The organism is Marinobacter sp. 1-4A (assembly GCF_016597725.1).
Taxonomy (GTDB): Bacteria; Pseudomonadota; Gammaproteobacteria; order Pseudomonadales; family Oleiphilaceae; genus Marinobacter.
The window spans coordinates 89237-110918 of record NZ_VCGY01000009.1 but is presented as its reverse complement, the minus strand read 5'-3'; the positions used below and the strand labels follow the sequence as shown (position 1 = coordinate 110918).

The following is a 21682-nucleotide window of genomic DNA, read 5'->3' as shown; positions in this document are numbered from 1 at the left end:
TATAAAGCCTTTCACAATCTTCAGAGCGGATCGCATGCCGGATGTATATTTATCGCCTGGTTTTTTTGCTGGTTCTGGCCATCTATATTTTCTCCCCCAATATTCTTGACTGGTGGACGTCTCCAGATAATGCCTGGTACAGCCCCTTCGTGATTTGGGCGGGCCTTATTGCCATCGGCTTCTGGCTTGAGTGGCGGCGGGATCCGAATGAGTTTTAGTGCATCTGGCCTGCTGTTCGCCAGCCTTCTTTATCTTATCCTCCTATTTGGAATTGCCTGGGTTACCGAGCGTGGAGTGATACCCCGCCACTGGGTGCGCCACCCTCTGGTTTATACACTGAGCTTGGGCGTATACGCGGGTATCTGGGCCGTGTATGCAGCCGTTGGGTTGGCAGCGGAATCCGGGTATGGCTTTCTAGCCTATTACTTGGGAATCAGCGGTGCTTTTTTGCTGGCTCCGGTTCTACTCAATCCCATAATGCGTATAGGTCGCGCCTACCAACTCACCTCCCTTGCCGACCTTTTCGCTTACCGTTATCGCAGCCAATGGGCGGGGACTCTTGTAACCCTGTGCTCCGGTGGCGCAATCCTGTCGCTGCTGAGCATGCAAATACAAGCGGTGTCCACCTCCGCCAGCATTCTTGCGCCGGACACCTCACCCCATCTGATCAGCGTAATGTTCAGCCTGATTGTTGTTCTCTTTGCCATGCTGTTTGGTGCGAGGCGCAACCGCGAAGTAGAGAATCATCCCGGGCTTGTCTTGGCTATTGCTTTTGACTCAGTAATAAAGCTAGTCGCCTTGCTGGTCATTGGCGGCGTGGTGCTTTTTAGCGTTTTCGATGGCATGAACGGTCTCGAAACCTGGCTGGCTGGCAACACCACACCAGCAACCACCATGTCCCTGAGCATCGACGATGGCAGTTGGCGTGCGTTGATGCTCATGTCTTTTGCCGGAGCGCTCGTTCTGCCCCACATGTATCACATGACATTCGCCGAAAACCCTTCGCCAAAAGCCTTGGCTAAAGCTAGCTGGGGTCTTCCACTGTACCTTTTGCTGCTTGGTATTCCTGTCCCACTTATTCTGTGGGGCGGGCAGGAACTGGCGGTTGCAACTGGTCCAAATTTTTACACACTGGGCATAGCACAAGCTCTCGAAAGCCCGGCTCTCACGCTGTTCATGTACATCGCGGGGCTATCAGCCGCCAGCGGCCTCATGATCGTAAGCACTCTGGCTTTGGCTGGCATGGTACTCAACCATGTGGTTCTTCCTCTGAGAACCCCGAAGGATCAAGGCGATATCTACCGTTGGCTGCAGTGGGTCAAGCGCTTGCTGATCGCGGCAATCATCTTTTTGGCCCTGCTGTTCCATGAAACACTTGGCAAGAATCTGGACCTGTCAATTCTCGGAGCCATATCCCTCGCCGGAACACTGCAACTGCTGCCTGGCGCACTGGGTGTTATATATTGGCCCGAAGGTAACAGGCGTGGGCTGATTGCCGGGCTAATTACCGGGCTGGTCATCTGGCTAATCACTCTGGTTTTGCCTTTCTCCCACACGGCCAACTTGCTAGGCTGGCTCAACGCACCGATTGTTCCGGATTACAGCAACTGGCACATATTCACGTTTGTCAGCCTGAGCGCAAACGTAACCGTGTTTGCCGTTATCTCCATTCTGAGCACCAGCACTAACGAAGAAACCAGCGCGGCTCAGGCTTGCTCTATGGGCGCCCTATCCCGCCCACAGCGCCGCGAACTGTTGGCTGGCTCCTCAGTGGACTTTGCACGCCAGCTAGCCGAACCGCTTGGCCAAGATGTTGCCAAGCGTGAAGTTGAGCGCGCACTAGAACAACTTAAACTCCCCAACGTTGAATACCGCCCTTATCAACTGCGGCGTCTGCGCGATCAGGTTGAGGTCAACCTGTCCGGATTACTTGGCCCTTCGGTTGCGCGAGATATGGTAAAGCGCCATCTAGGGTTCAAACCCATGGCGCGGGGCGGCACCGCTCAAGATATACGTTATGTGGAACGCGCATTAGGTGATTACCAAAACCGGCTCACAGGGCTGGCTGGAGAGCTGGACAACCTGCGAAGGCACTACCGGCAAACTCTTCAAAACCTGCCCATCCCTGCTTGTTCCGTAGGCGAAGACGGCGAGATCTTGATGTGGAACCAAGCCATTGAGGAATTGACCGGTATCACTGCAGACGACGTTGTGGGCGCCCGACTCATGGCCTTACCTGATCACTGGCACCATTTGCTGGACGACTTCAACAGCGGCGAAGACCTGCACCGCTATAAGCACCGGCTGGATCTCCGGGGCCGCCCCCATTGGCTGAACTTGCACAAAGCGGCGTTAAGCGGCCCCGACCACCCTGAAGGTGGCAGTGTCATTCTGGTCGAAGACCAAACCGAAACACGGCTACTGGAAGACGAATTGATGCACAGTGAACGGCTGGCGTCGGTAGGGCGTCTGGCTGCAGGCGTTGCCCATGAAATCGGCAACCCGGTTACGGGCATTTCCTCGTTGGCACAGAACCTTAAACTAGAGACAGATAACCCAGATATCTTGGAAACCGCCAGTCAGATCCAACAACAAACACGCCGCATATCAACCATCCTCCAATCACTGATGAACTTTGCACGCACAGGCAACCACGCGCAAGCAAACCGCTACGAGCCCGTGAGCCTCCGCCGCTGCGTAGAGGAATCCAGCAACCTTCTTTCTCTAAGTAACGAAGGAATGGGCATCCATTACATCAACGATTGCCCTGACACGCTTCAGATTTTGGGTGACGAGCAACGGCTTGTGCAGGTTTTCGTAAACCTGTTGGCCAACGCCCGGGATGCCTCACCGGAAGGCGGGTCTATACGGGTGGCTGGTAAGAAAGATGGCTACTCGGCTATCATCGAGGTCATTGACGAGGGCTCTGGCATACCCGCAGATCAGCTTGATCACGTATTCGAGCCCTTCTACACCACCAAGGCATCCAATAAAGGAACGGGCCTTGGATTGTCATTGGTTTATAGCATTATCGAAGAGCACTACGGAAACATTCAGGTTGAAAGCCCTGCCGACCCTCAAACCGGTTTAGGCACCTGCGTACGATTGAAATTACCAGCTTACGAGCCGGAGACAGACACCTCCGCAATCCGCCCGAACGAAAGGTTCTAAGACTGCTATGCCCCGTATTTTGATCGTGGAAGATGAAGATATTATTCGCTCCGCTGTTCGCAAACTGCTGTTACATGCAGGCTACGACGTTGAAGACGTCGGCTCGGTGGAGGAGGCCGAGCAAAACCACGATCCCGACCAGTTTGACCTGATTATTTCAGACCTTCGCCTACCCGGCGCCGCTGGCACGGAACTGATCAACCGGGCACCGAACACGCCGGTTTTAATCATGACCAGCTACGCCAGCCTGCGCTCAGCGGTAGACTCCATGAAAATGGGGGCGGTGGAGTATATTGCCAAGCCTTTTGACCATGATGAGATGCTAGCTGCCGTGGAGGGTATTCTCGCGCGCACTGCGTCCCCGGCGCAGGAGCGTCAGGCAGACAACCCGGCAGCATCGGAAAACGGTGACCCAGCCAGTATTATGTACGGCCAGTGCGAGCCCATGCAGCGGGTATTCACACTCATTCGAAAGGTCGCACCAACAGAAACAACGGTACTGGTGCAAGGAGAGTCTGGCACAGGTAAAGAGCTGGTTGCCCGCGCGCTGCACCTGCTGAGCCCGCGTGCTGCCAAACCACTGATCTCGGTAAACTGCGCAGCTATTCCGGAAAGCCTCATTGAATCCGAACTGTTTGGTCATGAAAAAGGCGCTTTCACTGGTGCAGTCTCCGCGAGAACCGGGTTGATCGAAGCCGCCGACGGCGGAAGCCTGTTTTTGGACGAAATTGGCGAACTCCCCGCGGAGGCCCAAGCTCGTTTACTGCGTGTTCTTCAGGAAAGCGAAATTCGCAAAGTGGGCTCAACCCAGAGCCGAAAAGTGAATGTGCGCATGATCGCAGCCACCCACCGCAACCTAAAAGCCATGACCCGCACCGGCGAGTTCCGGGAAGACCTTTACTACCGGCTTAACGTAATGCAAATACGGATTCCCCCCCTGCGTGAACGCCAGAGCGATATTCTCGGGCTAGCCCGGCGCTTTCTTACTGTTCAAGGCAATAAGGTAGGCAGACCCAACCTGAACCTTAGCCCCGAAGCCATGCGGGCGCTTGAACGGCACCGCTGGCCGGGTAACGTGAGAGAGTTGGAAAATGCCATCGAGCGCGCCAGCATCCTATGCGATGGCGACATCATAACGCCGTCGTTGCTGGACCTCGATAGTGAAGGGGGCGAGGAATATATCCCTGAAACCTTGGTGGAGGGAAACAACGAACAGGTCCACACGCGAGATGCAGACGGCACTAATGATCTTTCTCTGGAGGACTACTTTCAGCACTTTGTGCTGGAGAACCAGGATCGCATGAGCGAAACCGAGCTGGCCCAAAAGCTAGGCATTAGCCGAAAATCCCTTTGGGAGCGCCGGCAGCGTCTGGGCATTCCTCGCAAAAAAACATCGGGAAACTGACTGGTTGCAAGAATTCACCCATTCAATCACTCGCGCAAAATATGAACGCGCAGTCAGATGTTACCGCCTGTTCCCGCCGGTAACACTTTGCGAGAAAAACAGGTGTTTCGGGTAACACTTATAGGGAGTACGGAGTAACACTTATACGCCAAAAAAACCTAACCCACTGTTAATAAAGCACATTCAAAAGCTGGCACGCCAACTGCAACCTCTTTAGCGCACAACAACAAAAACAATAGTGACAAAGCAGCGTCAAAACAAAAATAAAAAGCTGCAGGAAGACGTTCAGTAACAAAAACAAAAATAGAGCGCGAGCGAACTGAGTGTTTTGGGTACTTTGCTTTTTTGGTAGTCCCTTGGCGTGTACGAGTTGTAGAGATGCAAAGAAGAATCACCCTTGAGGTGGCGCAGCACCTACGAATGACTTGTTCGATGTCTTTGACTGCTCATTGTGTTCAAAGCTTTCCGTTTGTACTGCTGAGAAGCCCCCATTTTGGGGTTAAACGGTGGGGTAAAAAAATTAAGAAGAATCCCGGCAAAAAATAAGAATAATGCAGATCGTCAATATTTTGAGGGCGGATTCGCGTAGGCGGATCCGCCTTTTGATTATGTGGGGCATGCAGATTCCAAGGCAAACGTGTGCAAATCCTGCTCAAACCGTTAAACTCTCGGTTTTGCTCAACGCAACCACGGATTTCAATGCCAAAAACACTTTCCTCCATTTTCGAGCAATCCGTCGACAAGCTCCGCTCCTTCATGCCCGGTAACGGGAAGAAAAAGGCTCGGGTCTACCAGCGACGGGAAGTTCCCAGAGACCAGCACAACGTCTCGCGCTCTGTCATAAGCGAGCCAGCCAAAAAGGTGCTCAGCCGACTCAACAACGCCGGTTACGAGGCATACCTTGTAGGCGGCGGCGTACGCGATATTCTGCTGGGGAAACGGCCCAAAGATTTCGACATAGCCACCAACGCCACTCCGGAAGAAGTGCACGACCTGTTCCGTAACTCACGCTTAATCGGTCGGCGCTTTCGAATCGTTCACGTTGTGTTCGGGCGCGAAGTCATTGAAGTAACCACCTTCCGTGGGAACGCGGTGGAAGCCGACAACGACAACACCGACGATGATCGCAAAACCAGCGAGCACGGCCTGTTATTGCGCGACAATGTTTACGGCAACCAAGAAGAAGATGCCCTGCGCCGAGACTTCACGGTTAATGCGTTGTATTACTGCATCCGGGACTTCACTGTTGTCGACTTTGCGAACGGTATTGAAGATCTCCGCAACCAGCAACTTCGCCTAATCGGCGACCCGGAAACCCGCTACCGGGAAGATCCGGTGCGCATGCTTCGCGCCATCCGCTTTGCAGCCAAGCTTGGCTTTGACATAGAGCCCGAGACCGAAGCCCCTATTCGGGAGCTGTCGCAGTTACTAACTCATATTCCACCGGCGCGATTGTTTGAAGAGGTACTCAAGCTGTTTTCTGCTGGGTACGGCGAAGCGACCTACAATCTGCTAACCCGTTACAATTTGCTGGCCCCATTATTCCCTGAAACCGTCAGGGCTATCGAGGCTGGCGAGTCGGATGAGTTAATCCGCCAAGCCTTGCGCAATACCGACGCCCGCATCGCTCAAGGTAAATCCGTTACACCCTATTTCTTATTTGCAGCCATGCTTTGGCCCGCTCTGCAGAAAGAGTGGCGCCAGCGCCAAGATAACGGCGATCCGGTACAGCCAGCCCTGCACGGTGCTATTGGTAAGGTTATTGGCAGACAAGTACAGGCTACGTCTATACCTAAACGCTTCTCTGGCCCCATGAAGGAAATTTGGGAGCTCCAGATGCGCTTGCCTCGCCGCCAAGGCAAGCGAGCCTTTGTAACCATGAGCCACCCAAGATTTCGTGCCGCCTACGACTTCTTGCTGGTTCGGGAAGGCTGCGGTGAAATCGAACCCGGCCTTGGTGATTGGTGGACAGAATTCCAGCGCTTAGACGAGCGCGGACAAGAGCGCATGCTTTCAGAGCTCAGTAGCGACGCGCCAAAAAAGCGGCGACGCCGCAAACCGGTTAAACGGCCAGCACCCTGATGAAAACGGATGCCTTTATAGGTCTGGGCAGCAATCTGAAAGAGCCCGCTGCCCAACTGGCACGCGCTGTGGCTGAATTGGCTGCGCTACCAAAAACGACGCTGGTCGCACAGTCGCCTTTTTACACCAGCAGCCCTGTGGGCCCGCAGGACCAGCCAGACTTTGTGAATGGCGCGGCATGGATTTCTACAGAGCTTGGGCCCCACGCCTTGCTAGACCAGCTTCAGGCCATCGAACAAGCGCATGGGCGGGAGCGACTTCAGCACTGGGGGCCGCGCACTCTTGATCTTGATCTGCTGATATTCGGCAATCATAAGCTAGACGACGAGCGGCTTACTGTTCCCCATCGAGAGCTCCATAATAGAGACTTTGCCCTTCAGCCATTATTAGATCTAAAACCTGATCTAACACTACCGGGTGGTGCGGAAATCGCCATCCTAAGGGCACAATGCCCTGACAACCGGTTGCGCAAGCTTCCACCTCCGGATTACCCTTAGCAACTGAACGCCGGACATCCCGGCACGGTCTTGGCCCACCTACCCAAAAGGCAAGGATTTTATGGCTGTTACCATCAATACCCTGCGGGAATACAAGGAGAAGGGCGAAGCCTTCTCCGCCCTAACCTCTTATGATGCCACCTTTGCTCAGGTAGTCAGCGAAGCCGGGGTGGACGTTATTCTGATTGGCGACTCGCTAGGCATGGTGCTTCAGGGCCACGACAGCACCTTACCTGTCACCATGGATCAGATCGTGTATCACGTTAGCTGCGTTGCCAAAGGCAATCGTGGCTCACTCATTATGGCCGACATGCCCTTCATGAGTTATGGCACCGTAGATGCCGCATTGGAGAATGCCGCAGAACTGATGCGTGCAGGCGCGCACATGGTGAAATTGGAAGGCACAGACTGGATGAAAGACACCATCAGCGCTCTAACAGAGCGCGCTGTGCCCGTATGTGCACATCTGGGCCTGACCCCTCAGTTCGTCAATAAGTTTGGGGGCTACAAGGTTCAGGGCCGGGATGAAAAATCGGCAGAACTGATGATCAATCATGCCTGCGAGTTGGTTGCGGCGGGCGCAGACATTATCTTGCTAGAATGCGTACCAGCGCCGCTGGCTGCCAGAATCACCCAAGCGGTGAAGGTTCCGGTTATCGGAATTGGCGCAGGCGCGGATACCGATGGTCAGATTTTGGTACTACACGATATGTTAGGCATTACCACCGGCCGTAAGCCACGGTTTGTGAAAAACTTTTTGGCAGAGACAAACTCCATTCCGGAGGCCATCGCCGCCTACGCAAAAGCCGTAAGTGAGCGCACTTTCCCCGCCGAGGAGCATACGTTCAAGGCATGAGAACCGTCCATTCGCTAAAAGAATTGCGCGCCATACTCCGCGGTTACCGCCAGCAGGAGAAAACCATTGGTTTGGTGCCCACTATGGGCAACCTGCACGAGGGGCACATTTCATTGGTTCGCAAAGCGGCTGAGGCGGCCGACATTGTGGTCACCAGTATTTTCGTGAACCCAATGCAATTTGGCGCCAACGAGGACCTTGATACCTACCCGCGGACACTGCTTGACGACCAAAACAAACTTGGCGAAGCGGGAAACACTCTGGTCTTTGCCCCTACGGCAGACGAAGTTTATCCGGACGGCCTTGCGCGCCACACCCGCGTCGTCGTGCCGGAAGTCAGTGCCGGGCATTGCGGCGACAGCCGCCCGGGGCATTTTGAAGGTGTTGCAACGGTTGTTTCTGTTCTTTTCAACATGATTCAGCCGGACTTTGCGGTGTTCGGCGAAAAAGACTTCCAGCAACTGGCCGTGATTCGCAAAATGGTGCGCGATCTAATGATTCCGGTTGAAGTTATTGGTGCTGCAACCGTTCGCGAGGACGATGGCTTAGCGAAAAGCTCGCGCAACGGCTACCTATCCGAAGAAGAGCGCGCAATCGCTCCGGTGATTTACCAGACGCTTCAAGCCACCGCTGCGAAAATTACCGATGGTCACAGTGACTTTCAAGTTCTGGCCAAAGAAGCTGGCGACAGCCTGAGTGCTGCGGGGCTACGCCTGGATTACTTCAATATAGCCAACAGCCTCACCTTGAAGCCCGCCACACCCGAGGACAGCGACATTACCCTGCTGGCTGCGGCATTCCTTGGTAGCACTCGGCTCATTGACAATATCTCAATCACCCGCTGAAGCATTACGACCCATCAGGAAAGGACTCTCGGATGCCCTCGTCGCACTCAGGATTGACCGCTTCACCCGAATGGCAGGCTTTACTGGCTCACCGGGATAGTCTGCAAAACCGCCCCATGAAGGCACTCTTTGCAGACGACCCGGACAGGGCCAACCGGTATTTTATCAATGGCGCGGGCCTATCTCTGGATTTCTCCAGAAACCGGCTTACCGATGACGTGCTCGCGGCGTTGATGGATCTAGCTCGCAGCCGCAAGCTGGAAGAACGCAGAGCAGCCCTATTGCGCGGTGACAAGGTGAACATTACCGAAGGTCGCCCCGCCCTGCACACTGCCCTTCGCAACCCCGGAACAGACACCCTAGTGGTTGACGGCCAAAACGTGACAGCGGAAGTCAGTGCAACGCTGGCGAGTATGGAAGCCTTTGTTCGGGACGTGCTGGGCCAGACACGCACGGGATTTACCGGAAAAGCCTTTTCGGACGTTGTCAGCATTGGCATCGGCGGCTCGTTTCTCGGCCCAAAGCTGGTAACCGAAGCTCTCCAGCCTTATCGGGCGTCCGGGCTCCGCTGCCATTACGTGGCGAATATTGACGGCACGGAAATCTGCGAAACTCTGGCAAAAATAGATCCTGAAACCACGCTCTTTTTGGTTCAATCCAAATCCTTCAGCACGCGCGAAACACTGGAAAACAGCAAGGTCGCCCGACAGTGGTTTATAGAGCATGGTGGGAATGATCAGGCTGTCGCCAGCCATTTTATGGCCGTGACCGCAAACAAGGCTGCGGCACAGAAATTTGGCATCGACCCCAACAACGTATTTCCAATGTGGGATTGGGTAGGTGGGCGCTATTCTCTTTGGTCTGCTATCGGGCTACCTGTAGCACTGACCATTGGTATGGATAACTTTCGGCGACTGCTCGCCGGTGCCCGCGCTATGGACACTCACTTCTGTGAGACACCGCTGGAAAAGAACCTGCCCGTTGTCATGGCTATGCTAGGCATTTGGTACAGCAATTTTTGGGGCGCCGAAACGCACGCCATACTGCCTTACGACCACTACCTACGTAACCTGCCAGACCACTTGCAACAACTCGACATGGAAAGCAGCGGTAAGCGCGTGGATCAGCAGGGTAAGCCATTGGCATATCACTCAGGGCCGGTAATTTGGGGCGGAGTAGGCGCTAACGGTCAGCACGCCTACCATCAACTTATCCATCAGGGAACACGACTGGTCCCAGCCGACTTCATCATACCACTGCAAACCCACAACCCTGTTGCCACACATCACGCTGATTTATTTGCCAACTGCTTGGGCCAGTCCCGCGCAATGATGATTGGTAAAACACTTGAGGAAGCCAAAGCGGAGCTGGCAAGCAGCGGCATGGCGGATGCAGATATAGACCGGTTGGCGCCACACAAGGTGATACCCGGAAACCAGCCCAGCAATACACTAATGATGAGGAAGGTAACTCCGGAAACCGTAGGTGCTCTGATTGCATTGTACGAACACCGCACCTATGTTCAGGGCGTAATTTGGGATCTGGATTCGTTCGACCAATGGGGAGTTGAACTGGGTAAAAAACTGGGCGAAAACATTCTGCCAAGATTGTTGAACCCTAAAGACTCTGGCGAAACAAGTGACAGCGCTACCGACAACCTGATTGCACTGTTCCGCTCAGCAAACGGCCTTTGAAATCACCCGACCCTGCCAGCTGAAGTTTACCGGCCAGAGCTTCTGATCAGTGTTGTACATCTGCCAAAGTTCAAGGTAAGTCTTCCGGCAAACCGGGTGCTTAACTGCCGGAGCGACATCCGACAAAGGCCTCAACACAAACGCGTTTTTTAAAATTTCAGCTCTGGGCAATTCGACTCCGTCCAACCGGCCCACCGCTTCTCCATAGGTGAGAATGTCGAGATCCAGCGTTCTGGCGCTGAATTTAGGCGCCTCTTTTCTGCGGCCATTCTCGGCTTCTAACAGTTTAAAGTGCTGTGAAAGCTCGCCTACAGACAGGTTAGTCTTTACCCCCACAACCAGATTCAGAAACGGTGAGCCGTCAAACCCTACGGCTTCACTCTCGTACACTGGCGAAATATCCAATTCACCAAACCAACCTACCAGTGCGTCCAAAGCCGCAACCACATAACGCTCTCTATCAATATTGCTGCCAATGCTGATATAAACCGGAACTTGATCAGGCATTACCGGGCTCTCCTTTCAAAGCAGTCCTTTCGATGCAAACACCCACCGACCGGGCAGCGGGCACGGCCCCGGGCTTACGCAGCACCAGTCGAAGCCAGCCAACGCCAAATTCACGCTGCAGAACACCCGCCAGAACCTCTGCACCATGTTCTAGCAGCTTCGGCTTGAGATCTTTCAGGCAGCGATCAACGCGTTCGCTGACCGATGCGTAATCGAGCGCATCTTTTACATCATCAGAGGCGCCCGGAATACGGTTGTCCCACGCCATCTCCAAGTCCACAACGAGCGACTGGGTTACTTCACGCTCCCAGTCATATACACCCACCACGGTCTCTACAACCAAGCCTTCGATCAATACGCTGTCTGCCAAGAAGGGCTCCCGGGGCATTTTCACGCTCTGCTGATTGAATAACATACAAACTGCGGCTACTGTAAACGCGCCAGCTCGCAAATTGAGGGCGGGCATTTTCGCACACATCACCCTGACACGTCTTCGTCTCTGAGACCGCAAATGCACCTGAGTGATCCGGTAACAACTGTTTTGCTGTGCGCGGCGGCCTATCTTGGCGGCTCAGTGTTGTTTGCACTGCCAGTCTGCAAACTTTGGGGGCTACCGGACCCCCGGGCGCAAGGTTCTGGAAACCCTGGTGCCACCAATGTTTACCGCACCGGCGGCTGGCGCCCTGCTGCCATGACTCTGGCTTTGGATGCTGCAAAAGGCTGGCTACCAGTTTGGCTCGCATACAGCGCTGGGCTATCCGTTTTAGCCCAAGCTATGGTGGCGCTCTTTGCTGTTACCGGGCATATGGTCCCAGCCTTCTACCGATTCAAAGGCGGCAAAGGGGTCGCAACCGCTCTGGGAGCCGGTCTCGCTTTAGCCCCCATCACCACAACGGTCATGGCCACCATCTGGCTGTTGATATTATGGCGCTGGCGCATTTCTGCGCTGGCCTCCGTCATAGCGATTGTGAGTGGGCCATTGATCAGCGCATTCATTGAACCAGAAAACCTTCCGTTGTTCGGCTTACTCGCGCTTTTGGTGGTTGTGCGTCACCGCAACAACCTCATACGGCTGGCCCAAGGACGGGAAATCGGCCTCTAGTGTCGCGGTTGGCCAACTCAATCAACAAGCCCGGTCGAGCGAGCTTCATCCAGTGCTGGCAACGTATTCATCGGCCATCTGGGCACCGCTACAATTCGCTCTCCATCACGCTGCCCTGCCTTTAAGCGCTGGGCACCCGCATAGGCGATCATTGCCCCGTTATCGGTGCAGAATTCAGGACGCGCGTAGAATACATGGGCGCGTAACTTTGCAGCCATCTTTTCCAAGCCTGCCCGCAACCGCTTGTTGGCACTCACTCCGCCAGCAATCACAAGCCTGTCACAGCTTGTTTGCTCTAGGGCCCGCCGGCATTTAATCACCAGAGTCTCGACGGCAGCAGTCTCAAACGCCAGAGCAATATCGGCGCGAACCTGATCGCTCAGACCCTCCACAGATTTTTTTTCCGCATTGACTGTATTAAGAGTGAAGGTTTTAAGGCCACTGAAACTGAAGTCCAAACCCGGCCGATCCGTCATTGGCCGAGGAAAACGGTAACGGCCGACGGTACCTTTTTCAGCCAACGCAGCCACCCGTGGGCCGCCGGGGTAGTCTAAACCCAGCATTTTGGCAGTTTTATCGAAAGCTTCGCCTGCTGCGTCATCTACAGACTCACCAAGCATTTGATATTGTCCAATGCCATCCACCCGCACCAACTGGGTGTGCCCGCCCGAAACGAGCAGAGCAACAAACGGAAAAGCTGGCGGATTGTCTTCCAACATGGGTGCCAGCAAGTGACCTTCCATATGGTGCACTCCTAGTACCGGTATGCCTAAGGCAAACCCCAGCGCGTGGGCAACCGAACCTCCCACCATAAGCGCCCCAATCAAGCCCGGCCCGGCGGTGTAGGCAATGCCATCAATATCTTCCCGGGTAAGTTTGGCCTCAGTTAACACCTGATCACATAAAGGTAAAAGTTTACGAACGTGATCGCGGGATGCCAGCTCGGGCACCACTCCGCCGTAGTCGGCATGCATGTCGATCTGGCTGAACAGCGCATGACTAAGCAAGCCCTTTTCGGTGTCGTAAAGCGCGACGCCGGTCTCATCACAGGAAGTCTCAATACCCAGAATCAGCATATAATCTGGCCACATCGGTTGTTGTTAATGGATAAACGGGGCGCATTTTAGCAGAAACCCGAAACTCACAGGCAGTTTCATCGAACAAACATTGACCTTGCCACGATCCAAGCGCTATCATTGCCGCCCTAAATTACGAACTGGTCGAGTTTTAGCCAATCTGACCAGTGATCGAGAGAATCGAGCCAGTCTGGCAACGCCAGATGCGCATCTAAATGAAACCGAATCTATCAGGTAGGTGATTGTCGAATGCCAGCTGTTAAAGTGAAAGAGAATGAACCGTTTGACGTAGCACTGCGTCGCTTCAAGCGTTCTTGCGAGAAAGCCGGTGTACTTTCAGAAGTACGTCGTCGTGAGCACTACGAAAAGCCGACTTCCGTTCGCAAGCGTAAAGCAGCCGCTGCCGTTAAGCGTCATCTCAAGAAGCTTCAGCGGGAACAGCGCAAGTTCGAGCGTCTGTACTGAGTTACCGCAGACGCCGCTTGACTGCAAAGCACTGATTGCCTGTACAGCCACAGGCTGCACAGAGCGACCAAAAAATGCCGCCGGGGCCTGGCTTCGGCGGCATTTTTGGCTATTGGCCCTTGCGTGTAACGGGCCGGATGTGGAGCCATTATGAGCGGACTGATCCCCCAACGCTTTGTGGAAGACCTGCTCGACCGGGTAGATCTGGCAGAGCTGATCGGCTCGCGCATCACACTCAAGAAAGCCGGTGCCAACTTTAAGGCATGCTGTCCGTTTCATGATGAAAAAACGCCGTCATTCAATGTAAGGCCAGATAAAGGCTTCTACCATTGTTTTGGATGTGGCGCCCACGGCGACGCCATCAGTTTTGTACGCGAATTTGAAGGTCTGGGCTTTACCGATGCCGTTGAAGAATTGGCACGCAGAGCCGGGCTTGAAGTGCCCTATGATCAGGCCGCCAAGCAAGAAATCCAGCAGGCGCGAACGCTAACCGACGCGCTGGACTTTGCCAGCCGCTTTTACCATTCAGCGCTTCACGGCCCGCAAGGCAGCTTCGCACGCGATTATTTAAAGCAGCGCGGGTTAGACAGCAGCATTATTCAGCAGTATCAGGTGGGTTATGCGCCTGCTGCGGGAACTGCACTGTTTGATGCCGCAAGCAAAGATCTGCAGGGACCGCTGATCGAAACCGGCACAGTGTCTGACAAGTACGGCAGACCGAGGGACCTTTTTCGTAACCGGGTCATGTTTCCTATCCGCAACAGCCGGGGCAAAACCATCGCCTTTGGCGGACGGACGCTCGGCGACGACAAAGCAAAATACATCAACTCACCCGAGTCGGATGTATTTCACAAAAGCCGGGAAATATACGGCCTGTACGAAGCAAAACAGGCGCTTAAGCAGCTCGATAAGCTGCTTGTGGTAGAAGGCTACATGGACGTGATTGCGCTGGCCCAGCATGGCATCCATTACGCCGTCGCGACGTTGGGCACAGCAACAAACCAAGATAGCCTCACTGCTTTATTGAGGCAGGTTCGGCATATCGTTTTTTGCTTTGATGGTGATCAGGCCGGGTTCAGAGCCGCAGACCGAGCCATGGATAACGCTCTGGAACTTATGGCTGATGGGCTGCACTTGCAGTTTTTGATGCTACCGGAAGGTGAAGACCCGGACACATTGATACGTAAAGAAGGGGCAGAAGCGTTTCAGAAACGCATCGAGGGCGCGACCCCCTTCTCCAGATACTTGTTTGACCGTCAGAGCGAAGGTCTGGACCTGCAACTGCCGGAGAACCGGGGCGAACTGAGAGCCAGAGCTGAACCGCTTCTGAACAAAATGCCCAGAAGCACCCTCCGGGATGCCATGTGGCATGAAATGCTCCGCCTTTGCGGGGGCCGAAACCAATGGCAAGGCCGCAAGCCACAGCAGTGGGGAAACTGGAAAGGCGAGCGCAGGGATCGCGTTGCAGAAGAACGCATTGACGTAAAACTGAGCAAAGACAGCATCCTGTGCCTCGCACTACTGGAAGCACCGGATCTGGCCAGTGAAGTCACCGAACTTGCCAGCGGCTCCCGGCAGTACAATCAGGCCAAGGCCTTTGCCAAGTTTATTCTGGAGCGGGAAATTCGTTACAGGAAATCACTTATAACTGCCTTGGCGCTGGACAGCCAAGCACGTGAAGGGTTCTACCATCTATTCGACGGTATAGAGCACATACCGTCACGGGAAAGCACTCTGGCCGCAGCTCGAGAGTTGCTAAACCCGAACGAGGAAGCAGCAAGACAGCAAAAACTGGCTACACTTTTACGCAACTTCGCAAACCTTACCGCCGAGGAACGGCAAGAGCTGCGAGAGCTGAGCGGGGGAACTCCCGAGAACAGCACTTGAAACTTGGCGCATTGATCACCATCTAACCATTCGGTGGCAGTGCATTAGAGCGACAGCTATAATGGCTGTTTCATTTTTTATTTAAGCGAGTTCACAGGGTGTCTATGTCAGGCAATTCGCAGAAATCACGATTGAAAGACCTCATCGCACGAGGCAAGGAACAAGGCTACCTGACTTACGCCGAGGTAAACGACCACCTCCCGGAAGACATTGCCGACCCGGATCAGGTCGAAGACATCATTCGCATGATCAACGACATGGGCATTCAGGTATCCGAGGTAGCACCGGATGCCGATACTCTGCTGATGACCGATGGCGATTCCACTGCTGACGAAGCCGCTGCCGCTGAAGCCGCCGCCGCTCTTGCCGCTGTGGAATCTGATGCTGGGCGCACCACAGACCCGGTCCGCATGTACATGCGCGAGATGGGTACCGTTGAGCTGTTAACCCGTGAAGGCGAGATTGTTATCGCCAAGCGCATCGAAGAAGGCATTCGCGATGTTATGGCAGCGGTTGCCCACTTCCCGGGTACTGTAGGCACCGTTATTCAAGCCTACGATCGCATCATTGAAAACGAAGGTCGTATCACCGACATCATCACCGGTTTTCTCGACCCAGACGGCGCGGAGCCGTTTATGCCGGAACCGCCTCCGAAGCCTGAGACCTCAGACGAAGACCAGTCTGACGAGGATGCGGACGACGATGCAGAGGAAGAAGAACCAGAGAGCGGTCCAGACCCGGAAGAAACCCGCTTGCGTTTCGAGCTGCTCCGGGAAAAGCTTGACGAAGCCGAAAAGCTACTGGCTAAGCATGGCCGTGCGGATAAGAAAACTCAGGTTGCATTGAACGATTTGGGACAGATTTTCGCACCCTTCAAACTTGGCAACAAAGCGTTTGACGAACTGGTCAACGTCGTTCGCTCTACCAATGATCTGATTCGCGAGAACGAGCGCGCCATCCTCAAAATCTGTGTGCGCGAGTGCAAAATGCCGCGTAAAGATTTCATCAAATCATTCCCGGGCAATGAAGCCAACCCGGAATGGGGCGAGAAAATCGGTAAAAGCAAAAAGCCTTACGCTGCCGCCATTACCGAGCGACTGGATGAAATTGTCCGTCTTCAGAAGCGCATCATGAATGTGCAGACTGAAGTGGACCTTGACGTTGTAGACATCAAAGAAATCAACCGCCGCGTCTCGATTGGCGAAGCACGAGCCCGCCGCGCCAAGAAAGAAATGGTTGAGGCCAACCTACGACTGGTTATTTCTATCGCGAAGAAGTACACCAACCGTGGCCTTCAGTTCCTCGACCTGATTCAGGAAGGCAACATCGGCCTGATGAAAGCCGTTGATAAATTTGAGTACCGCCGTGGGTACAAGTTCTCTACCTACGCCACTTGGTGGATTCGTCAGGCCATTACCCGCTCAATTGCGGATCAGGCGCGCACCATTCGTATTCCAGTGCACATGATTGAAACCATCAACAAGCTCAACCGGATTTCCCGCCAGATGCTGCAGGAAATGGGCCGTGAGCCCACCCCGGAAGAACTGGGTGAGCGCATGGAGATGCCGGAAGACAAAATTCGTAAAGTGCTGAAGATTGCGAAAGAGCCAATCTCCATGGAGACGCCGATTGGTGACGATGAAGACAGCCATCTGGGCGACTTCATTGAAGATATTCAAGCGCTCTCGCCTGTGGACTCGGCAACGGCAGAAGGCCTACGCGAAGCCACCCGTTCGGTTTTGGCTGGCCTTACCGCCCGCGAATCCAAGGTGCTTCGCATGCGCTTTGGCATCGAGATGAACACGGACCACACTCTGGAAGAAGTCGGCAAACAGTTCGACGTAACCCGTGAGCGTATCCGTCAAATCGAAGCAAAAGCACTGCGTAAACTGCGTCATCCTTCCCGCTCCGACCATTTGCGCGGATTTATTGACGATCAAGGCAACGGATAAGCATCACAACAGTAGCGGGCGCCCCACCTCCTCGGTATAATGGCGCCCGCTTTGTTCCCTCAGGGGAACACCCTCCAGACAGCGTTCGCTGAATGGGCCTATAGCTCAGTTGGTTAGAGCAGAGGACTCATAATCCTTTGGTCCCTGGTTCGAGTCCAGGTGGGCCCACCAATACTCGAAAAAACCTTTAGTTCCTGTTCTTGGCACCATATTTAGGCCATCTCGGCCAGGTTATGGCGACATAATCCTTAGTCGTGGCCGCCGCTCTTAAACAAAGCGAACATTCGCGTTAGGCTTTCCCGCAAACCCTGAAAATTCCAAGCTAGTCATGGACTTTCACTTAGCATGGTTGGCGGAACCCATTTCAAATGTCAATTAATTCCGCGCGAAAGCTTCCGGTATTTGTCACAACTGTGTCACGTTTTTGGTCTATTTTGGCCGGTTTGGTTAGGCTAAGGAGCCACAATATGCAGGAGCGGGTCGACGAGAAAAGCGTTTCGCCTCTTTATCTGAGAGTTCGAGATCACTTGGCTGCCCAGATCGCAAAAGGGCTTTTAACGCCGAGTACTCGGTTGCCCTCGGAACGTATTCTCGCGGAGGAGCACGATACTACTCGGGTGACGACCCGCTTGGCGTTGGCTCAGTTAGAAGCGGAAGGCCGTATCTACCGCTCGAACCGGCGAGGCTGGTTTGTGTCTCCGCCAAGACTGATTTACAAACCCACACATGACTACAGCTTCTCAGAGAATGTGACAGCGCAAGGCCGTGTCCCTGCAACAGAGACGCTTGATGTAACGTCCACGCATACTAACAGCTGGTTGGCCACCCGGACTGGTATGGCGATTGGTGACCCGATTGTCTGGCTTCGGCGCCGCCGGCAGATTGATGGTCGGCCGGTATTGGTCGAGAACATTTACCTAAACCCCAAGCGTCTGCCAGAGGGGGGAAATTGCGCCAAACAGGCTGTATTGGCCAAGATGCCGGGCATGTGGATTAACCCTCAGCCAGGAATCCTTAGGTATCAGTTCAGTTTCACGTTCATGGTGATTTCAGCGGTGAAGACCCGTTGACCATCCTCATCAAACACTTCTACGGGGACCGTTTTCTCACCAGAGGTGTCCCAGTCAACTTTCTCCCCGCTTGCAACGGCACGTAAGGCGGTTTTTGCCTTGGCCAGATACTTGACCGACATGGCTTGTGGAATCCACTTACCATCGCTTGGTATCGACGCATCCGTCATCAGCCCTGCTACCAGCTCTGCGGCGTTGCACATGGCGATTGCGTGTACGGTACCCAGGTGGTTGGTGATTTCTTTTCGGAATGGCACCCGTGCTTCGGCATACTCCGGTTTCAGGTCAACCAGTTCCGGCTGGATGGTGCTGAAATAGGGGGCCTGTTGGCAGACCATGTTCCCAAAGGCTTCGGCGCCGAATGCGTTGACTGCTGCCAGTGCTTGACTCATCTCTAAGTTCTCCATGTGTCTGAAAGGGGGCACGAAACAAACAAAACAGAATAATATTCTTCAACAGAAGAGTATTCTGTTTATGCCGAAGCTGTCAAACGGTAGAATGTAGGCTGTGGCGAGTTCAAACAGGCGAATATCCATTTAATGAACCAATCCAATATTTTAGAGAACCGGTTTCCGGGCCGCAGAGCTGCGCTGAAAAGAGAGATTCTGGAACAGGCACTGTATTGCTTTAATGAGCTGGGGGTGGAAGCCACCACCATCGATGCCATCAAAGCCCGCTGCGACACCAGTGTGGGCGCGATTTATCATCATTTCGGGAACAAAGAGGGTATATTGAGTGCGCTCTTTTTTGCAGCTCAGGATGACCAGCGACATCGCCTGGAGCAGGAACTGGCCGGGGCAAACAGTCTTCGCGAGGCCGTGTATTCCATCATATGGAGTTATCTAGACTGGGTTGTCGACAACCCAGAATGGGCCAGATTCCTTTATCAGGCGCGCTCTCCAGTGGCCAAGGGTCCCTTTCAGGAGGAACTGACGAATCGAAATATCCAGAATTACCGGAAACTGAAAGAGCGGTTGATAAGTTTCGGCAATGACGATATCAAAATTGTTCAACCATTCGAGATGCTCTTCTCTCTCATTATAGGTCCGTCGGAAAACTATTGCAGAGCCTGGCTGTCTGGCCGTGTAAAGACATCACCTCAGGAGTACCGAAAAGAATTTGCGGAGTCCGTATGGCGCTCGTTGCAGAGCTGACCCATCTAGCCATATCGAACCAAGCGGTAATACTAGACAATTCTTCCGCTTCGCGGCTATAAAATTGCAGAAAATCTTTGCATTCTGCCCCAACCTGAATGTTGCGCTTTGCGACCGGGCCCGCGAGCTGGCGGTGTTCGACATGGCGATTGATTGCAAACTCCGATCCTGCGATATGGTCAAGCTCTTGGCTCGATATATTTCCAGTACAGTGCGATACCTTGGTGTCGAGGTGAACGATGCTCTGGATATAGCTGAGAGTATTGAGATCTGATTGGTGTACCGTGGTTCTTAATCCCGGATGGCTGGGAATCGATGTGGCTCTCGGAGTCAGGCGATGATCATATTTCGGGCTTTATCACCCCTTCAATTATTAAACGAAAGCGAACATTAGTATCCCTTTTTTAAAGATCCATGCTTCCATTGCCCTGTCCATTTTAGTTTTCGAAGCCCGTGTTTCATGGGCTTTTTTCGTTGCACCAAGTCCATAAAAGTGAGCGGAAATCATAAAAAAGCCTGCTTGAGGCCCGCAGGACCTGCCGTTAATCTACATGAACTCAATTACAACAACACGCTCTGACTGATGCGCGAACTACTCGGTGAAGATATTTAATCATGGCACCTGACAGGCAACCGAGTTCTCACCTTGTAGCCGACGCCTCCGCACAGGCCGACGCCCAGCCCTGGCTGGACCTGGAGATGCATCAGCTCAGCGTGGGCGACTATCGGGGCCAGTGCACCTCCCTGACCCTGGACGGCATGCACCTGGTGCATGAACAGCAGAACCAGCTGGTCCATAAAAGCGGGGTCACCCGGGGCAACCTGTGCGCCATCTCCATCGCCAGAACCATGAACCCGGGGATGCGTTTTTCCCATTTTTTAAGCCCGCAGGACTTCTGGCTCTATTTCCTTCCCAGCGATGCCGAACTCGACCTCAATGTGGCCGGCGGCAGTGACACCTTCTACCTGTGCCTGGACCAGGATCGACTGCTTGCCGACATGCACACCCTCAGCGAACGGGACTGGTCCGGGGTGACCGGTGCTCCCCAGGCCTTCAGCAGCGCAGACACCGACAGGGTGGCGCGGGCCTTCAGTCGCGTACTTCACGGCCCGGCTGTGGACGGTCCGGCCCTGTCGGCCAACGGTATTGAAATGTTGCGGGACAGTGTATTGCTGGCACTCAATGGGGCGACAGAGCTTGATACCGGCGGCAGTCGGCCTTTTCGCTCTGGCTGGCGAACCCAGCGGCTGGTGTCCACCGCGAGGGAATTCATGGATGCCTGCCTTCAGGTCGGCAGGGTGCCAAGTGTTGCCGACCTCTGTGTGGTAACGGGCGTGTCGGAGCGAACGCTCCAGTACGCCTTTCGCAGCGCCATGCAGCTCACCCCGGTGGCCTACTTGCGTACCTTGCGTCTCAACCGGGTGCGTGTAGACCTGCTTAGGGCAATACCGTCGCAGACCACGGTCACCAGGAGCGCCATGCAATGGGGGTTTGTACACCTGGGTGAGTTCGCCAGGGACTACCAGCGCCTGTTCGGCGAACTGCCCTCGCACACCCTGGCCCGGCGCGGTACCGGGGCGGCAAGCCGGGCGTTGTTTGCGGAAATCCGATAGCCCCCCCGTCACAGCCCCTTCATACTCGTTGCCAAAAAGGCTGACGCCGGATTGTCGGCCAACACACCTTGCAGAGAGCAGTAACCATGAATCATGTCTATCGCGTCGTCTGGAACGAAGCACTCAACGTCTGGATGGCGGTTGCCGAGATCAGCCGCCGCAAGGGAAAAACCAAAGCCTCTGTGCTGCTCAGCGGCCTGTTGCTGGGGGCATCGCCTGCCGGGGCGGTGGACGAAACCTTTACGGCGTCTTCCGGGAACTGGTCGGTTAATGGTAACTGGATGGATGATACGGCGCCGGTTTCC

20 protein-coding genes, 1 tRNA gene and 1 pseudogene are annotated in these 21682 nt (G+C 54.3%); 18 read left to right on the top strand and 4 right to left on the bottom strand.

Annotation, left to right across the window (positions count from 1 at the left end):
* The first annotated feature begins 41 nt into the window (after positions 1-41).
* From FE845_RS16450 to pgi, 8 genes are all read left to right on the top strand, one after another.
* The gene (locus FE845_RS16450; RefSeq protein ID WP_200367065.1) at positions 42-218 is read left to right on the top strand and encodes a hypothetical protein; all 177 of its coding nucleotides are present in this window, start codon (positions 42-44) and stop codon (positions 216-218) included.
* Entirely contained in the window at positions 208-3171 is a 2964-nt protein-coding gene (locus FE845_RS16445) for a sensor histidine kinase (RefSeq protein WP_227714443.1), read from the top strand. Before FE845_RS16450 ends, FE845_RS16445 begins: the two co-directional genes overlap by 11 nt.
* A gap of 7 nt (positions 3172-3178) precedes the next feature.
* On the top strand, positions 3179-4576 hold the full coding sequence (locus FE845_RS16440; protein WP_200367063.1) for a sigma-54-dependent transcriptional regulator: 1398 nt from the start codon (positions 3179-3181) through the stop codon (positions 4574-4576).
* A gap of 756 nt (positions 4577-5332) precedes the next feature.
* Positions 5333-6658 (top strand): polynucleotide adenylyltransferase PcnB, encoded by a 1326-nt coding sequence (gene pcnB / locus FE845_RS16435; protein WP_200367136.1) that lies wholly within the window; start codon positions 5333-5335, stop codon positions 6656-6658.
* Positions 6658-7155: a 2-amino-4-hydroxy-6-hydroxymethyldihydropteridine diphosphokinase gene (folK, locus tag FE845_RS16430; protein ID WP_200367061.1), complete on the top strand. Its 498-nt coding sequence runs from the start codon at positions 6658-6660 to the stop codon at positions 7153-7155. Before pcnB ends, folK (FE845_RS16430) begins: the two co-directional genes overlap by 1 nt.
* Before the next feature lie 61 nt (positions 7156-7216).
* Positions 7217-8011, top strand: a complete 795-nt coding sequence (gene panB, locus FE845_RS16425; protein ID WP_200367059.1) for a 3-methyl-2-oxobutanoate hydroxymethyltransferase — start codon at positions 7217-7219, stop codon at positions 8009-8011.
* Positions 8008-8856 (top strand): pantoate--beta-alanine ligase, encoded by an 849-nt coding sequence (panC, locus tag FE845_RS16420; protein ID WP_200367057.1) that lies wholly within the window; start codon positions 8008-8010, stop codon positions 8854-8856. Before panB ends, panC begins: the two co-directional genes overlap by 4 nt.
* Positions 8857-8888: 32 nt before the next feature.
* Positions 8889-10550, top strand: a complete 1662-nt coding sequence (pgi, locus tag FE845_RS16415; RefSeq protein ID WP_200367055.1) for a glucose-6-phosphate isomerase — start codon at positions 8889-8891, stop codon at positions 10548-10550.
* Here pgi and folK (FE845_RS16410) read toward each other — a convergent pair.
* Together folK (FE845_RS16410) and FE845_RS16405 are read right to left on the bottom strand one after the other, a co-directional pair.
* A complete protein-coding gene (gene folK / locus FE845_RS16410) occupies positions 10533-11057 on the bottom strand; it encodes a 2-amino-4-hydroxy-6-hydroxymethyldihydropteridine diphosphokinase (RefSeq protein ID WP_200367053.1) in 525 nt (174 codons plus the stop codon). The genes pgi and folK (FE845_RS16410) overlap by 18 nt on opposite strands.
* Positions 11050-11472: a dihydroneopterin aldolase gene (locus FE845_RS16405; RefSeq protein ID WP_227714441.1), complete on the bottom strand. Its 423-nt coding sequence runs from the start codon at positions 11470-11472 to the stop codon at positions 11050-11052. The genes folK (FE845_RS16410) and FE845_RS16405 overlap by 8 nt, the downstream gene beginning before the upstream one ends.
* Positions 11473-11568: 96 nt before the next feature.
* Here FE845_RS16405 and plsY point away from each other — a divergent pair, with 96 nt between their 5' ends.
* A complete protein-coding gene (plsY, locus tag FE845_RS16400) occupies positions 11569-12159 on the top strand; it encodes a glycerol-3-phosphate 1-O-acyltransferase PlsY (RefSeq protein WP_200367051.1) in 591 nt (196 codons plus the stop codon).
* Positions 12160-12176: 17 nt separating this feature from the next.
* Here plsY and tsaD read toward each other — a convergent pair whose 3' ends face one another.
* Positions 12177-13235, bottom strand: a complete 1059-nt coding sequence (gene tsaD, locus FE845_RS16395; RefSeq protein WP_200367132.1) for a tRNA (adenosine(37)-N6)-threonylcarbamoyltransferase complex transferase subunit TsaD — start codon at positions 13233-13235, stop codon at positions 12177-12179.
* Between the two features lie 249 nt (positions 13236-13484).
* On the opposite strand from tsaD, the gene rpsU reads away from it, so the two are divergent.
* The 5 genes from rpsU (at position 13485) to FE845_RS16370 (ending at position 18609) form a co-directional block, all read left to right on the top strand.
* The gene (rpsU, locus tag FE845_RS16390) at positions 13485-13700 is read left to right on the top strand and encodes a 30S ribosomal protein S21 (RefSeq protein ID WP_072794797.1); all 216 of its coding nucleotides are present in this window, start codon (positions 13485-13487) and stop codon (positions 13698-13700) included.
* A 150-nt stretch (positions 13701-13850) separates the two neighbouring features.
* The gene (dnaG, locus tag FE845_RS16385; protein ID WP_200367049.1) at positions 13851-15587 is read left to right on the top strand and encodes a DNA primase; all 1737 of its coding nucleotides are present in this window, start codon (positions 13851-13853) and stop codon (positions 15585-15587) included.
* Positions 15588-15691: 104 nt separating this feature from the next.
* Positions 15692-17539 carry an RNA polymerase sigma factor RpoD gene (gene rpoD, locus FE845_RS16380; RefSeq protein ID WP_200367047.1) on the top strand — a complete coding sequence of 616 codons (1848 nt, stop codon included), beginning with the start codon at positions 15692-15694 and terminating at the stop codon, positions 17537-17539.
* A 94-nt stretch (positions 17540-17633) separates the two neighbouring features.
* Positions 17634-17710: transfer RNA gene (locus tag FE845_RS16375), tRNA-Ile, on the top strand.
* A gap of 296 nt (positions 17711-18006) precedes the next feature.
* Positions 18007-18609, top strand: coding sequence for a GntR family transcriptional regulator (locus FE845_RS16370; RefSeq protein ID WP_200367045.1), 603 nt, complete (start codon positions 18007-18009; stop codon positions 18607-18609).
* On the opposite strand, the gene FE845_RS16365 is transcribed toward FE845_RS16370, so the two are convergent.
* Positions 18561-19001 carry a hotdog fold domain-containing protein gene (locus FE845_RS16365; RefSeq protein ID WP_200367043.1) on the bottom strand — a complete coding sequence of 147 codons (441 nt, stop codon included), beginning with the start codon at positions 18999-19001 and terminating at the stop codon, positions 18561-18563. The two genes, FE845_RS16370 and FE845_RS16365, sit on opposite strands and share 49 nt — an antisense overlap.
* Positions 19002-19148: 147 nt before the next feature.
* On the opposite strand from FE845_RS16365, the gene FE845_RS16360 reads away from it, so the two are divergent.
* From FE845_RS16360 to FE845_RS19045, 4 genes and pseudogenes are all read left to right on the top strand, one after another.
* Positions 19149-19763, top strand: a complete 615-nt coding sequence (locus FE845_RS16360) for a TetR/AcrR family transcriptional regulator (protein ID WP_200367041.1) — start codon at positions 19149-19151, stop codon at positions 19761-19763.
* Positions 19764-19827: 64 nt separating this feature from the next.
* Positions 19828-20037, top strand: a complete 210-nt coding sequence (locus FE845_RS16355; protein ID WP_200367039.1) for a hypothetical protein — start codon at positions 19828-19830, stop codon at positions 20035-20037.
* Positions 20038-20378: 341 nt separating this feature from the next.
* A complete protein-coding gene (locus FE845_RS16350; RefSeq protein WP_200367037.1) occupies positions 20379-21377 on the top strand; it encodes a helix-turn-helix domain-containing protein in 999 nt (332 codons plus the stop codon).
* A gap of 86 nt (positions 21378-21463) precedes the next feature.
* A pseudogene (locus tag FE845_RS19045) lies at positions 21464-21538 on the top strand (ESPR domain-containing protein); the annotation flags it as partial.
* Positions 21539-21682: the final 144 nt, after the last annotated feature.

Bases quoted from the DNA above. Each gene is read 5' to 3' on its own strand.
- FE845_RS16450 (WP_200367065.1), top strand. From the start codon at position 42: ATGTATATTTATCGCCTGGTTTTTTTGCTGGTTCTGGCCATCTATATT.
- FE845_RS16445 (WP_227714443.1), top strand. From the start codon at position 208: ATGAGTTTTAGTGCATCTGGCCTGCTGTTCGCCAGCCTTCTTTATCTT.
- FE845_RS16440 (WP_200367063.1), top strand. From the start codon at position 3,179: ATGCCCCGTATTTTGATCGTGGAAGATGAAGATATTATTCGCTCCGCT.
- pcnB (WP_200367136.1), top strand. From the start codon at position 5,333: ATGCCCGGTAACGGGAAGAAAAAGGCTCGGGTCTACCAGCGACGGGAA.
- folK (WP_200367061.1), top strand. From the start codon at position 6,658: ATGAAAACGGATGCCTTTATAGGTCTGGGCAGCAATCTGAAAGAGCCC.
- panB (WP_200367059.1), top strand. From the start codon at position 7,217: ATGGCTGTTACCATCAATACCCTGCGGGAATACAAGGAGAAGGGCGAA.
- panC (WP_200367057.1), top strand. From the start codon at position 8,008: ATGAGAACCGTCCATTCGCTAAAAGAATTGCGCGCCATACTCCGCGGT.
- pgi (WP_200367055.1), top strand. From the start codon at position 8,889: ATGCCCTCGTCGCACTCAGGATTGACCGCTTCACCCGAATGGCAGGCT.
- folK (WP_200367053.1), bottom strand. From the start codon at position 11,057: ATGCCTGATCAAGTTCCGGTTTATATCAGCATTGGCAGCAATATTGAT.
- FE845_RS16405 (WP_227714441.1), bottom strand. From the start codon at position 11,472: ATGTTATTCAATCAGCAGAGCGTGAAAATGCCCCGGGAGCCCTTCTTG.
- plsY (WP_200367051.1), top strand. From the start codon at position 11,569: ATGCACCTGAGTGATCCGGTAACAACTGTTTTGCTGTGCGCGGCGGCC.
- tsaD (WP_200367132.1), bottom strand. From the start codon at position 13,235: ATGCTGATTCTGGGTATTGAGACTTCCTGTGATGAGACCGGCGTCGCG.
- rpsU (WP_072794797.1), top strand. From the start codon at position 13,485: ATGCCAGCTGTTAAAGTGAAAGAGAATGAACCGTTTGACGTAGCACTG.
- dnaG (WP_200367049.1), top strand. From the start codon at position 13,851: ATGAGCGGACTGATCCCCCAACGCTTTGTGGAAGACCTGCTCGACCGG.
- rpoD (WP_200367047.1), top strand. From the start codon at position 15,692: ATGTCAGGCAATTCGCAGAAATCACGATTGAAAGACCTCATCGCACGA.
- FE845_RS16370 (WP_200367045.1), top strand. From the start codon at position 18,007: ATGCAGGAGCGGGTCGACGAGAAAAGCGTTTCGCCTCTTTATCTGAGA.
- FE845_RS16365 (WP_200367043.1), bottom strand. From the start codon at position 19,001: ATGAGTCAAGCACTGGCAGCAGTCAACGCATTCGGCGCCGAAGCCTTT.
- FE845_RS16360 (WP_200367041.1), top strand. From the start codon at position 19,149: ATGAACCAATCCAATATTTTAGAGAACCGGTTTCCGGGCCGCAGAGCT.
- FE845_RS16350 (WP_200367037.1), top strand. From the start codon at position 20,379: ATGGCACCTGACAGGCAACCGAGTTCTCACCTTGTAGCCGACGCCTCC.